The 13299-nt window shown below is 61.5% G+C and carries 12 protein-coding genes; all 12 read right to left on the bottom strand.

Annotated features, from left to right (window positions below; genetic code table 11):
- Positions 1–42: 42 nt before the first annotated feature.
- Complete coding sequence (locus tag BHMPCIPO_RS26965; protein WP_173519792.1) at positions 43–768, bottom strand: amino acid ABC transporter ATP-binding protein; 726 nt, start codon at positions 766–768, stop codon at positions 43–45.
- The gene (locus BHMPCIPO_RS26960) at positions 746–1405 is read right to left on the bottom strand and encodes an amino acid ABC transporter permease (protein ID WP_173519791.1); all 660 of its coding nucleotides are present in this window, start codon (positions 1403–1405) and stop codon (positions 746–748) included. The genes BHMPCIPO_RS26965 and BHMPCIPO_RS26960 overlap by 23 nt, the downstream gene beginning before the upstream one ends.
- A complete protein-coding gene (locus BHMPCIPO_RS26955) occupies positions 1402–2073 on the bottom strand; it encodes an amino acid ABC transporter permease (RefSeq protein WP_173519790.1) in 672 nt (223 codons plus the stop codon). Before BHMPCIPO_RS26955 ends, BHMPCIPO_RS26960 begins: the two co-directional genes overlap by 4 nt.
- A gap of 118 nt (positions 2074–2191) precedes the next feature.
- Entirely contained in the window at positions 2192–2977 is a 786-nt protein-coding gene (locus BHMPCIPO_RS26950) for a transporter substrate-binding domain-containing protein (RefSeq protein WP_173519789.1), read from the bottom strand.
- A 4-nt stretch (positions 2978–2981) separates the two neighbouring features.
- Positions 2982–3731 carry a GntR family transcriptional regulator gene (locus tag BHMPCIPO_RS26945; RefSeq protein WP_173519788.1) on the bottom strand — a complete coding sequence of 250 codons (750 nt, stop codon included), beginning with the start codon at positions 3729–3731 and terminating at the stop codon, positions 2982–2984.
- A gap of 260 nt (positions 3732–3991) precedes the next feature.
- Positions 3992–6004: a beta-galactosidase gene (locus BHMPCIPO_RS26940; protein WP_173520205.1), complete on the bottom strand. Its 2013-nt coding sequence runs from the start codon at positions 6002–6004 to the stop codon at positions 3992–3994.
- A 120-nt stretch (positions 6005–6124) separates the two neighbouring features.
- A complete protein-coding gene (locus BHMPCIPO_RS26935; RefSeq protein ID WP_173519787.1) occupies positions 6125–7159 on the bottom strand; it encodes a LacI family DNA-binding transcriptional regulator in 1035 nt (344 codons plus the stop codon).
- A gap of 84 nt (positions 7160–7243) precedes the next feature.
- Positions 7244–8947 (bottom strand): amylo-alpha-1,6-glucosidase, encoded by a 1704-nt coding sequence (locus tag BHMPCIPO_RS26930; RefSeq protein ID WP_173519786.1) that lies wholly within the window; start codon positions 8945–8947, stop codon positions 7244–7246.
- A gap of 4 nt (positions 8948–8951) precedes the next feature.
- Complete coding sequence (locus BHMPCIPO_RS26925; RefSeq protein ID WP_173519785.1) at positions 8952–9764, bottom strand: carbohydrate ABC transporter permease; 813 nt, start codon at positions 9762–9764, stop codon at positions 8952–8954.
- Positions 9757–10713: a carbohydrate ABC transporter permease gene (locus BHMPCIPO_RS26920; RefSeq protein ID WP_173519784.1), complete on the bottom strand. Its 957-nt coding sequence runs from the start codon at positions 10711–10713 to the stop codon at positions 9757–9759. The genes BHMPCIPO_RS26925 and BHMPCIPO_RS26920 overlap by 8 nt, the downstream gene beginning before the upstream one ends.
- Before the next feature lie 19 nt (positions 10714–10732).
- Positions 10733–11962: an ABC transporter substrate-binding protein gene (locus BHMPCIPO_RS26915; RefSeq protein ID WP_173519783.1), complete on the bottom strand. Its 1230-nt coding sequence runs from the start codon at positions 11960–11962 to the stop codon at positions 10733–10735.
- A gap of 20 nt (positions 11963–11982) precedes the next feature.
- The gene (locus tag BHMPCIPO_RS26910) at positions 11983–13131 is read right to left on the bottom strand and encodes an ABC transporter ATP-binding protein (RefSeq protein WP_173519782.1); all 1149 of its coding nucleotides are present in this window, start codon (positions 13129–13131) and stop codon (positions 11983–11985) included.
- Positions 13132–13299: the final 168 nt, after the last annotated feature.

Genomic DNA, 13299 nt, shown 5'->3' with positions numbered 1-13299 from the left:
GCATAGCGCCAATCTCGCTTGGACCGGGCCGGTCTCGGCCTCTCAATGGAGGCCGAGAAACTGCTTCAGTTCCGGTGTCTGCGGACGGGCGAAAACCTCTTCCGGCGGCCCCACCTCATGGACACGGCCCTGATGCATGAACACGACCCGCGAGCAGACGTCGCGAGCGAATTTCATCTCATGCGTCACCATCAGCAGCGTCATGCCTTCTGCGGCAAGCTCGCGCACGACGGCAAGCACCTCGGCGACCAGCTCCGGGTCAAGCGCCGAGGTGATCTCGTCGCAGAGCAGCGCGATCGGCTGCATGGCAAGCGCACGCGCGATGGCCACGCGCTGCTGCTGCCCGCCTGAAAGCTCATCGGGATAAGCGTCGAACTTGTGTGCAAGACCGACTCGTTCCAGCATCTTGCGAGCGATCGTCTCCGCCTCCGGCTTCGGCGTCTTCTTCACGACCATCTGCGACAGCATGACGTTGCCACCGACCGTCAGATGCGGAAAAAGATTGAACTGTTGAAAGATCATTCCGACCTTCAGTCGCAGTGCCTTCAGATGCACCTCGTCGTCGAGGAGCTGCGCACCGGCAACTGAGATCGAGCCTTTGTTGATCGTCTCGAGGCCATTGATGCAACGAAGCAGCGTCGATTTGCCAGAACCGCTCTTGCCGATGATGGCGATGACTTCGCCCGGCGCAACGTCAAGATCGATCCCCTTCAAAACTTCGTTCTCACCGTAACTCTTGCGGACTTCAGTGATTTCGATGAGCGACATTGAGCTTCCTTTCGAGGATCTGGCTGCTCTTCGACAGGGGCCAGCAGAGCGCGAAATAGATCAGGGCAACGAGGCCATAGACGGTGAAGGGCTGGAAGGTGGCATTGGTGACGACGGTGCCGGCCTTCGACAGTTCGACGAAGCCGATGATCGAGGTCAGCGCCGTGCCTTTGATGACCTGAACGGAAAACCCGACGGTTGGCGGAACCGCAACTTTCATCGCCTGCGGCAGGATGACGTAGCGCATCTGTTGCAGCCAGCCCATGCCGAGGCTGGCGGAAGCCTCCCATTGCCCCTTGGCAACCGCTTCGACACATCCGCGCCAAATCTCCCCGAGAAAGGCTGCGGTCCAAAGGATCAGCGCCAATCCGGCGGCAAGCCAAGCCGGCACGTCGACACCGAATAGGCCCAGCCCGAAGAAGGCGATGAAGAGTTGCATCAGCAGCGGCGTGCCCTGAAACAGCTCGATGTAATAGCGGGCGAGTGATCGCAGCGATTTGCGTTTGCTGATGCGCAGGAATAGCAAGCCAAGCCCGACGATGCCGCCGCCCAGGAACGAGACAAACGAGAGGACGATTGTCCACCGCGTCGCGAGCAGAAGGTTGCGCAAGATATCCCAAATGGTGAACTCGATCATCGCGCGGTCCTCCGTGGGAAAATGAACCCGCCGACGATCGCCAGCGCCTGGCGAAGCAGGATCGCCAGGACGAGGTAGATGATCGTGGACACGATGTAGGCCTCGAAGGCCCGGAAAGTCCGGGATTGAATGAAGTTGGCGGCGAAGGTGAGATCTTCGGCGGCGATCTGCGACACGACGGCCGAACCGAGCATGACGATGACGACTTGCGATGACAGGGCCGGCCAGATGCGCTGGAGCGACGGAACCAGCACGACGTGTCGAAATGTCTCGAAGCGAGTCATGGCGAGACTGGCGCCTGCCTCGAACTGCCCCCTTGGCGTCGCCTGGATGCCGGCGCGGATGATCTCGCAGCTATAGGCCCCGAGATTGACGATCATGGCGATATTGGCGGCTTGCAGTTCACTAAGCTGCAGTCCCAGGGACGGGAGGCCGAAGAAGATGAAGAAGAGCTGGATCAGGAACGGCGTGTTGCGGATCAGCTCGACATAGGCTGCGACCACCGGCTTGAGCCAGGCTGGACCCAGCGCCCTCGCCCAGGCACAGCAGATTCCGAGCGAAATACCGGCGACGGCGCCAACCGCGATCAGTTGGACGGTGATGCCTATCCCTTTGACGATCTGAGGATAATATTCGAGCAGCCAGCCAAATTCGAACTGGTAATTCAAGGCGTACCCCTGGTTTGACGAGTATCCGCCGGCGCCGTCCCGCCTGGAGCGCCCTGCTTTCAGTGTTTCCACCTGAAATCAGGATGCTCTAGCGGCGAGACGGCGCGGCTACGGTTGATCAGAGATCGGTCGGTAGGTCTGTGCCGAGCCACTTCTGCGCAATGGCGTTCAGCGAGCCGTCGGCCTTGGCGGCAGCGATAATGCCATTGACCTTTTCAAGAAGGGCAGGCTGCTCCTTGCCGAGCCCGATGTAGCAGGGCGAGTTCTTGATCAGGAACTTCAGCTCCGGCCGCTTCGGCGGGTTCTTGGCGAGAATGGCAGCGGCCACCACGTTGCCGGTCGCGACAGCCTCGACCTGCCCCGACAGGAAGGCGGAGATCGTACCGTTGTTGTCTTCATAACGCTTGATGACGGTATCTGCCGGCGCGATCTTGGTCAGCTCCAGGTCTTCGACCGCGCCGCGGGTGACGCCTACGACCTTGCCGGTGAGTTCCTCCGGCTTGGTGGCCGCGAATTCCGCGGGCGCGAACACGCCATTGAAGAAGGGTGCATAGGCGGCGGAGAAATCGATGACCTTCTCCCGATCCGGATTCTTGCCAAGGCTCGAGATCACCAGATCGACCTTGTTGGTCTGCAAGTAAGGAATCCGGTTCGCGCTCGTAACCGGCACGAGCTCAACCTTCACGCCGAGCTTGTCTGCGATCAGATTGGCCATGTCGACGTCATAGCCCATCGGCGCCATATCCGTACCGACACTGCCAAAAGGCGGGAAATCCTGGGGAACGGCAACCCGAATCGTGCCGCGCGACGTGATGTCGCCAAGCGCGTCGGCATGGGAAACCGAGCCGAAGCCGATGGTCGCGGCCATCGCCGCCATGGCGATGAACAGTCGTCTTGCGAGCATTGAGTCATTCTCCTTCTTGGGTTTGCGGTGTTTCGCTGCGTGACGCCCTCGACGGCGAAGTCACGGTCATTGGCGGAAGCGAGAGGGATCGCCGGAGATCGGCCAGAGGATCGGGATGCCTCGTCAGGTCCAGTCCGGTTTCCACCTCGTCCAGGTGCTCGACGGAGAGCGCGGCGGCTCTCGAAAAATCCCCCTGCTCCATCGCTTCAACGATACGGCAGTGCCCGAGGTGTGATTGCAGAGCGTGGAAATCCGACTGATAAAGCATCGAAATCAGAATGGTTCTGGCCGTGAGATCGCGAAGGATCTCGATGAGAACGGCGTTGTCCGCCAATTCGGCCACACGAATATGGAAGTCGCCCATCAGGCAGGTGAGGCGCTGGCGGTCGCCGGCTTCGATCGCTGCCCTTTCTTCGGCAAGATGGGCATGCAACCGTTCGCGGCCGCTCTCCGTCAGCGGCCGCATGCTGCGCAGCAGCCCAGCTTCGATAACGCGCCTGGCGTCGTAGACCATCGTCGCCTCTTCGGCTGATGGTTGCGCGACGAACCAGCCTCTCCGTGGGCTGACATGAACGATGCAGCGTGCCTCGAGGCGCATCATCGCTTCGCGCACCCGGGTCCGCGACACGCCGAAGAGAGCGGCCAATTGGTTCTCGCTGAGCCGCGTTCCGGGTTTTATGCGGCCCGAGAGGATGCCGGAGACGATGGATTTCTCGATCGGATTATGGACGGTCGGTGCAGCTCTATCTTGCATACAAGACAGGAATGCAAAGCCTGTGCCAATCTCATATAACCGCATTTTCAAAGGCTTGCGGGAGATGCAGCCTCAGCTTTGGCTCTTCAGGTGCATGCAGCTCGCTTTTTAGGCACCGCATTTCGAGCTGCGGTGCGTCGCTCTTGTTCTTTCGGAATAAATGACTCCTTCCGTGCACGCGCGCTCACAGCGCGCAGCTGGACCAATGCGCGCTGTGACAAGCGATATCGTTTGGAAACGGGCGCCTTCCCGCTTGCCGATTACTCCGACCAGATCGCGACATCGACGGGGCCAAGCTTGCGGCCGCCGACATGGAAGGTCGCGTTGGCAGGCGCCGGCACGTCCACGGCCGTCTTGCCGTAGTTGAAGGCGAAGGTGAGCTTGCCGCGGCGGGTGATGCGCAGGTCACCGAGGTCGGCCAGCGCCTCGACCGAGGCCCAGCCCAGCGCATCGCCGATCACCTTCTTCAGCAGTTCGCCGCGGGCGCCGGTTGCGAGATAGCGCGCCTTGTCGTTGCCGACGAGCGCCGGCGCGCCGTTGCGATAGTCGCCTTCAAAGGTCGCGAGCACGATCTCGCTCGTCCTGACGGTCTCGCGCCAGACGCCAGCCGGATAGGTCTCGTTGCCATAGAGCACGCTCTCGCCGTGAAATTCCGGCAGTGACTCGACCCGTGACACGCTGAGGTCGATCAGCGAGGCGAGCGGACCCGGCGGCAGGCCCTCCGGAATGTGCATATCCCTGGTCTTGCTGCCGCTGCGCGGACCGAACAGCACCCTGGCGCCCGACGCGGCAAGCTTCTGAACGAAAGCCTGATCGGGGATCACAAGGTCGGGCGCGAGCACAAGGCGGTAGCCTTCGAGGTCCGAATGCTGGCCGATGAAATCGACGTCGACGCCGAGGCGGGCAACGGTCGAGTACCAGTCGAGCGCGATTGCCGACGCCAGGTAGGTGCGTCCCTGCGGCAGCGCGCGTGTCGCCCAGCGCGAATTGTAATCGAGCAGGATCGCGACCTTGGCCTTCTGGCGGCGTTCCCCCTTGGGAAGCCGCTTCAACTCTTCTGCCACCTGCGCGACTTCGAGATAGCCCTGATCCGCCTCACTGTTTGGCAAGAGCAGTCCGGCATGGAATTGTTCCTGCGCAAACGGCACCTGGCGCCAGCGGAAATAAGAGACCATGTCGACGCCATGGGCATAGGCGAGCCAGGTCCACAGCCGCACCATGCCGTCGGCCGGCGACTGGTTGTGCGACGCCCAGTTCACCGGACCCGGTTGCTGCTCCATCACCCAGACGCGACCATTGCCGACGGCACGGTAGAGATCGTGGTTGAAGGCCGGCTGGTCCGGATCGCCGACGCGGAGGTAGCGGCCCTTGTCTTCCGACGACAGACGGCCGTTCAACAACCCGCCCATCGGATAGACGTCCCAGGACGCGATATCGATATCCTCGCCGACCTTGTAGTGGTCGAAGTCGGTATTCTGCGACATGAAGTTGTGCGTCACCGGACGGCCCGGCGAATGCTTGCGGATGATGTCGACCTGCGCCTTGTTGAAGCTTTTCACCTGGTCTGAAGAGAAGCGGATGTAATCGACGATATGGGTCGGGCTCGGCTCCTCCACGAGATTGTTCGGAAGATCGACCTCGTCGAAGCTCAGATAGTTCATCGCCCAGAAGGCCGTGCCCCAGGCGCGGTTCAGTTCCTCGACGGTGCCGTAGCGCTCAGCCAGCCACTCACGAAAGGCGCGCAGCGCCTCGTCGGAATAGCTGTAGATCGTGTCGTGGTCGCCGTACTCGTTGTCCGTCTGCCAGGCGTGCACGAAGGCATTCTTGCCGTAGCGCTCGGCCATGGCTTCGGAGATGCGCGCCGCCTCGATGCGATAGCGGCGACTGGAAAAGCAATAGTGACGACGAGCGCCGAACTTGCGCACCACACCCTTGGCGTCGACGGGCAGAATGTCGGGATAGCGATCGATCAGCCACTTCGGTGGCGCGGCGGTCGGCGTTCCCAAGATCACCTTGAGGCCGGCATTGCCGAGCACGTCGATGGCATCATCCAGCCACGCCCAATGGAACTCGCCCGGCCGCGGCTCAATCTTCGCCCAGGCGAATTCACCGATGCGCACCCAGGCAAGGCCGAGCTCGACCATGCGGCGGGCGTCCTCTTCCCATTTCTCGCGTGGCCACTGCTCCGGATAGTAGCAGACGCCGAGTTCCAGCATGTCCGTCTGCTGCTCTTTGGCGTTGAAGCGGTTCGATCTCGTCAAGGGCATGTGCACGGGTCGGTCCTTCGTCATTCTCTCGGCCGGTTGGGTCCGGCCTGGGGTTTGTCTGGCGCCCAAATATAAACGTTTATATTCTGAAGCATGAGTGAGCGGCCCTTCCGGACCACGGTTCCATCAACGGTTCGGATTCAAGCGATCGTCGCAGCGCTCGATCAGATCGGGCATCAGGAGCGTTTGCAGCGCCTCCGGCGGTTCACCTTCCATGCGCCTCAGGATGTAGGCGCCGAGCAGGCTGCTCGGTTCGCTGATCGGCAGGTAGTAGGTGGTGATCGGCGGCGCGAAATATTGGCTGACATTGAGATCGTCGGTGGCATTGATCACGGCGTCACGCCCATGCACCAGTCCGCGCTCATGGAAGCCCGAGAAGGCACCGAGCGCGGAGGCTTCGTTGGCGCAGATATAGGCGGTCGGCGCATCGCTGAGTTCCGACATCGTCAGCACGTTCTCCCGACCGAAGGCTGGCGTCAGCCGGCCATGGGCAACGAGCGCCGGATCATAGGGAAGCCCCGCCGCCTCCAGGGCGTGTTTGTAGGCTTCCAGCCGCGTGATACCGTAGCTCAGGTCCGAGAGCGGGTTGAGCAAAGCAATCCGGCGGTGGCCGCGCTCGATCAGCCGTGCCATCGACACCCGGATCATCTGCTCGTTGTCGGCATCGACATAGGCATGCGGTGCGTTGTGGATGCTGGTGCCGTAGGTGACGAAGGGGAAGTCCGCCGCCTGCATGGTGCGGATGCGCGGATCGTCGGCGCGCGTGCCTGAGATGATGATGCCGTCGGCCTTCTTCAATGACACGATCTGCTTGATGACCGCCTGGCTTTCTTCGAAATTCCGGACGGCATAGAGCGAGACGCGATAGGGGCTGTCTTCCAGCGCCCAGGAAATACCGCTCAAGAGCTGGGCGTATTCGACGCCTTCCCAATCGTTCTGCTTCGGGCCCGGCGCCGTCATGATCGCGGCGACCTGATAGGTCTTGCCGGTGCGCAGTTGCACGCCATGCATGTTCAGTTCATAGCCGACGCGTGTCGCCGCCGCGATCACGATCGCGCGCGTTTCCGGGCGAACCTGAGGCGAATGCTTCAGGGCCTTGGAAACGGTGGCGATGGAAAGCCCCGTCTCCTGCGCGATGGTCTTGATCGTCGGTCTCTGCATTGCGTCTCGACTCGTCACGGTTTGTTAGATCACGATTATGATAAGTTGGAGAGGGGTGTGTCGGAAAAACGCAACCACTTTTCGTCACCCCGCCCTCATGCTGAGCGATGCCGCCAGCACGAGATAGACTGCGGATGTCCAGGCGAATGCCCGATCGCGAAGGCCCTTCCCCGAGCGCGCATCGAAGTTTTCGGCCATACCGCTTTTGCTTGCAAGTGAACAGAACTTTTCCGCAACCGCATACGCAAGCTCAATCTTCCCTTGTCGGCGCAGACCATCCCAGAGAAGCAGCGTCGTCGGCGCCCAGATCGGCCCGCGCCAGTAGCCGTCGTCCTCGTAGAAGGAACTCTGCGGGCTCTCGGTCGCCGGTCCCCATTCGGTAATGAAGCCGCCGGCGACGAGACGAACCACGAGCTTTTCGCGCATGTCGGGTGTCAGTCGCGCGCCCAAGAGCAGTGGCATGAACTGGATGAGATTGTTTCCGGGCAAAACGCGCTCCGGGGCTTGCGCCAAGCGCGCGCCAAAAGTTTCGCCGGCCCACAGCCGCTCGAACAGCAGCGCCTGCAACTCGTCCGCTTTTTGCCGCCACATCGTCTGGCGTTCTGCGTCGTCCTCCAGCAGGTCCGCCAGCGTCTCGCAGGCAAGGATCAGGAAAACCGGCAGGTCCGGCGAAATCACCGGGCCGCCTTCGGCAAAGAAGGTCGCATTGTCCCAGCCGCTGTCATTGCCATGGAAATAGGACGGCAGGCTCTTCGCATCCTTGCGCCCATAGGTCAGCCAGTAATCGACCTGGCGGCCAACGGCATCACGCAGATAACACTTGCGCTCTGCCGTGAGGAAGCCTGGCTCGGCAGCCGCGATCAGCGACACCGCCCAGCCATGCACAGGCGGCTTGGTGAAAGCGTAGAGCACGTCGCGGTCGTTGATATAGTCCGGCAGCAGACCCGAGGCGTCCTGATGGTCGAAGATCGCCGCGAACTGGTCGAAGGCGAGGTCCTGATCGAAGGCGGCGACACCAAGGGCTGAGAAGGCGTTGTCCCAGCTCCAGATGTTGATCATGTGGTTCTTGGACATGTAGATCGCCGGCCGCGTCAGCGCGCCGCCCGCCGGCACGCCATTCGCCCAGAGCAGATAGCTCGCCAGCCGATGCGCCTCTTCCTGGCCGCGAACGCCCTTCGGAACGCGCGCGTACCATTCAGCAAACTCGGACGTTGCGCCGGACAGCGCCTCCGCGAAACGGCCGGGCCGATCGACAGGTGGCACGGTGCGGAAAAAGTCCACATTGCCCTCGAAGACGTCGGGCGCTGAAAAGGAAAAGGACACGTCTTCGGAATGATCGCGCTGCCAGGCGCCCGTGACCTTCAATTCCCCAGTGATCGCCCGAGGGATGAACTTGACGTTCTCGACCGCAGCAACGAGGCAATCCTCGCCCTTGGGCGTGCGGTAGACATAGTCGTAGCGCGAGCCCTCCAAATGGAAGCGGACGCCGGCCTGCTTGCCGGATATGTGCAGCCTTTCTCCTTCGCCGATGACGAAGCTGACCATACCCTCGCCGATGCGGGCGTCGAGCCGCTCCGGGGAAAGCACCGGCTCGGGCGTCGCGGTCTTGCCCTCCGCATCGAGAAATTCGACGCGGCAGAGGCGACCGAGCGAGGGCCGCTCGTCGCCACCGGCAACGTGGCGCAGATAAAGCGCCCGCTCGCCATCGCGGCCCGGTACCCGCATCATCGAGAGCGTCAGGAACCGGCCCCTACGGCTGAAGGGGACGTAGTTGATATCGAACAGCATGCCGCTATCCCTTCACCGACGAGCTGACCGCGCCATCCATGATGTAGCGCTGGGCGACGAAGAAGAGTGCCAGCGGCGGCAGGCAGAGGATGACGGTGATCGCGGCGATTGATGTCACGTCCACCTCGTGCAGGCCCTTGAACATGGAGAGGCCGAGCGTCAGCGTGTACTTCGATTGGTCGTTCAGGAAGATCAAAGGGCCGAGATAGTCGTTCCAGGCGTTCATGAAGTGGAAGGTGCCGACCAGCACCAGCGCCGGCATCATCAACGGCAGGTGGATGCGCCAGTAGATGTCGAAGGCATTGGCGCCGTCCATGCGCGCTGCCTCATCGATCTCCATCGGCACGGTCATGATGTACTGGCGCAGAAGAAAGACGAAGAAGGCGTCGGCAAAGTAGGCCGGCACGATCAACGGCTTCAGCGTGTTGATCCAGCCAAGAAGGTTGAACTCCATGTAGAGCGGGATCATCTTCACGTCCCACGGGATCATCATGGTGGCGAGCAGCAGGATGAACAGCGGGTCGCGGCCGGGGAAGCGGAAGCGGGCAAAGCCATAGGCGACGAGCGACGAGGATATGAGCTGGCCGATCGTCGACAGCACCACGACGATCACCGAGTTGGCGAGATAGGTGCCGAAGGGCTGCTTGTTCCAGGCGGCGGCAAAGTTTTCCCAATGCCATTCCGACGGCCAGAAGACCGGCGGAAACTGGTAGAGTTCGGCGGTGCTTTTGATCGCCGTCATGAAGGTCCAGTAGAACGGCGCAATGAACAGCGCCGAGAGCAGGATGAGCGCGGAATAGAGCACCGTCTTACGCATTGTGCTCTCCATCGTTCTGGCGGACTTCGCCTTCGTAATAGACCCAGGCGGCCGACCAGCGCATGACGGCGATGCTGAGCAGAAGGACGATGATGAACATCACCCAAGAGCCGGCGGCGGCGTAGCCCATGTCAAAGTATTTGAAGGCGTTGTCGTAGATATACATGGCGAAGAAATAGGTGGAGCCGAGCGGTCCGCCCTTGGTCAGAAGCAGCGCGATCGTCAGTTGCTGGAAGGCGGAGATGATCGAGGTGATAAAGGTGAAGAGCAGCATCGGCCCGAGCATCGGGAGCGTGATGAACAGCGTCTGCGCCCAGCCAGGAACGCCGGAAACCGTCGCCGCCTCATAGAGTTCCTTCGGGATCGCCTTGAGGCCGGTCAGGAGGATCAGCATCGTGCCGCCAAGCCCCCAGAGGCTGGCGATGATGATCGCGACGATCGCCAGGTTCGGATCGCCGAGCCAGTTCGGCCCCTTGATGCCGACGAAGGAGAGCATGAAGTTCAGGAGGCCGTATTCCTTGCTGTAGATCCAGCTCCAGATCGTCACGAGGGCCACGCCGGAAATGACGCTCGGCAGATAGAAAGCGGTGCGGAAGAAGCCGCTGGCGAAGGTGATATGGTGCAGCATCAGCGCCAGCAGGAACGACATGACGATGTTGAACGGCACGTAGATCGCTGCAAACTTCACCGTGATCCAGAGGCTCTCCCAAAACTGCGGGTCCTCGAAGAGCATGGAGCGGTAGTTGTCGAGGCCGACGAAGCTGCGCACGCCGACGACCGGCCAGTCGTAGAAACTCATCGTCAGTGAGAAGACGAGCGGGCCGAGCGTGAAGAACAGGAACCCGAGGATCCACGGGGAGATGAACAGGTAGGGCGCCGCATAGCGCGCGATGGCGGAGCGCTTGCGCCTTGCCACCTTTGGCTCTGCACCGGCATAGGTCATATCCATCTCCCCATACTCCCTTCGCTTACTTGATCAGACGCTTGGAGCGGTTGACCGCATCGTCGAGATGCTGCTTGGCGTTGCCCTGATCGATCATCGTTGCTTCAATTGCGCGGGCGAGATTGTCCTGGACCTTGCCCCAGTTGGCGTTCTTCAGGAACGCATGGATCTCGGTGTTCGAGGTGGCGAGAATGTCGAAGAAGGGCTTGTAGATTGGGTCCTTGATCATGCCCTTCTCTTCGGCGACGCTGGTGCGCACCGGCAGATCGTTGACGCGCATGGCGACGGCTTCGGGCGAGGAGAAGAACTTGACGAACTCCCAGGCGAGGTCCGGATGGGCCGCATCCTTGGCGATCGAGATCGCCGAAACGCCGAGCGCCGAATGGGCCGTCTTGTCGCCGAACCTCGGCAGTGGTGCCACGCCATACTTGATGCCCGACTGATCGATGCCGGACTTCGACCACATGGCGCTCTGGAACATGGCGATCTTGCCGCCCTTGAAGAGCGTGCTGCCTGATGTGTCGTCGCCGAGGTTCAGCGTGATCGCTTCCTGCTTTTTGGCCATGTCGGCGAACATGTCGAGCACCTGCGCGGCCGCATCGCTGTTCATGTAGCCGTCGATCTCTTTGCCGTCGTCGGAGATGTATTTGGTACCGTTCGACCAGAGGAACTGCTCGAAGTCGTAAGGATCCGGCTTGGCGTCGACGGCGAAGCCATAGACCTTGTTCGGCTCGTCGCGGAACTTGGCCGCCTTGGCGCGCAGATCGTCCCAGGTCCAGCCGTCCTTTGGCTCCTCAATGCCGGCCTTGGCGAACATGTCCTTGTTGTAGAAGACAACTTGCGTGGTGAAGCCCGACGGCATGCCGTAGGTCTTGCCCTCGACGCGCGTCGTATTCATCAGGCCCTTCGGGAAATCGTCCGGCTTGATCTCGGCCGCGTCCTTGGCGATCAGATCGTCCAGCGGCTTCAGCGACGTGTAGTATTGCGGGAAGTTCCACATATACATCACATCCGGCGGATTGCCGGCGCCGAAGGCGGCAATCAACTTCTGATCGTAGCCATCCGCGTAGGGCTCGACCTGGACCTTCACGCCCGGGTGCTTCTCCTCGAACTTCTTGGCGATATCCTGCTGGATCGCCAGGCTTTCGTCGGTATCCCAGGTTGCAAAACGCAGTACTTCTTCTGCCCGGGCTGTCGTGGTTCCGGCCATTGCCAGAACCATCAGCGAGCCGATGATCGACTTCCTGTTGAGCATGCTTCTCCTCCTCATTCGGGTCACGCGACCCGCTTTGCCTTTTCCTGATTGATGAGCGTCTGCGTCTCGACATCGAGCCGTCGCGCGACCGCCCGACCATCGCCGTCGAACAGATGGCAGTGCTCGGCCGGCAGGCGCAGATGCACGCGCTCGCGCGCCGAAACCGGGTGTGTGCCGCGCACGACGGCGGTCATGTCGCCGCCGTTTTGCAGGCTGATATGAACATGGCTTTCTGTTCCGAGCCGCTCGACCAGGCGCACGTCGCCGACGAGATGCCCCGCCTCAGCCGAAACCAGCTCGATCTTGTCCGGACGAATCCCGAGCGTCACCGACTTTGCCCCGGCAATCGGCGCGGCGTTAAGCATCTCGAGCGTCAGCGGATGGGCGAGACCACCGCCGGCAAGCGTCACGGATGCGTCGACCTGCCCGGTTACTTCTGTCGTCACGAAGTTCATGCGTGGCGAACCGATGAAGCCGGCAACGAACAGGTTGGCCGGTTGGTAGAAGAGTTCGAGTGGGGTGCCGAACTGGCTGACCTTGCCCTTGTCGAGCACCACGACACGATCGGAGAGCGTCATCGCCTCGACCTGATCGTGGGTGACGTAGATCATCGTGACGCCCAGGCGCTCGTGCAGGGCTGCAAGCTCGACGCGCATGGTGACGCGGAGACCCGCATCGAGGTTCGAGAGCGGCTCGTCGAGCAGGAAGAGTTTTGGTTCGCGCACGATCGCACGACCGATCGCCACGCGCTGGCGCTGGCCGCCGGATAGCTGGCGCGGCTTGCGGGCGAGCAGTTCCTTGATGCGCAGGATGTCGGCGGCATTCTCGACGCGGCGATCGATCTCGTCGCGCTTCATGCCGTTCAGCGCCAGACCGAAAGACAAGTTCTTGCGCACGTTCATATGCGGGTAGAGCGCATAGTTCTGGAAGACCATGGCGATGTCGCGCTTGGCCGACGCCACCTCGGTGATGTCGCGCTCGCCGAGGTGGATGGAGCCGCCATCCAGATCCTCGAGCCCGGCGATCGAGCGAAGCAGGGTGCTCTTGCCACAGCCCGACGGGCCGAGGAAGCAGACGAACTCGCCATCGGCGATATCGAGGTTGATACCCTTCAGGACTTCGAGCGAACCGAAGCCTTTGCGCAAATTTTCGATGCGGATCGCTGCCAACGGGCCCTCCCTGCCGGCCAGCGCTTAGCAGAGGCCAATGGCATGAGCTATGCGCGTTGTTAAACGTTTATATGAACGATAAAAACGTTTAACTTTCTTGTAAAGGAAAAAATCGCGTTGATCAGATTTTGCTGTCGAAGGTCAAAACGGCCGCCGAACGGCGACCGT

The organism is Ensifer sesbaniae, assembly GCF_013283665.1.
Classification (GTDB): Bacteria; Pseudomonadota; Alphaproteobacteria; order Rhizobiales; family Rhizobiaceae; genus Ensifer; species Ensifer sesbaniae.
The sequence above is the reverse complement of the archived record's forward strand: the minus strand, read 5'-3'. Positions and strand labels throughout refer to the sequence as shown.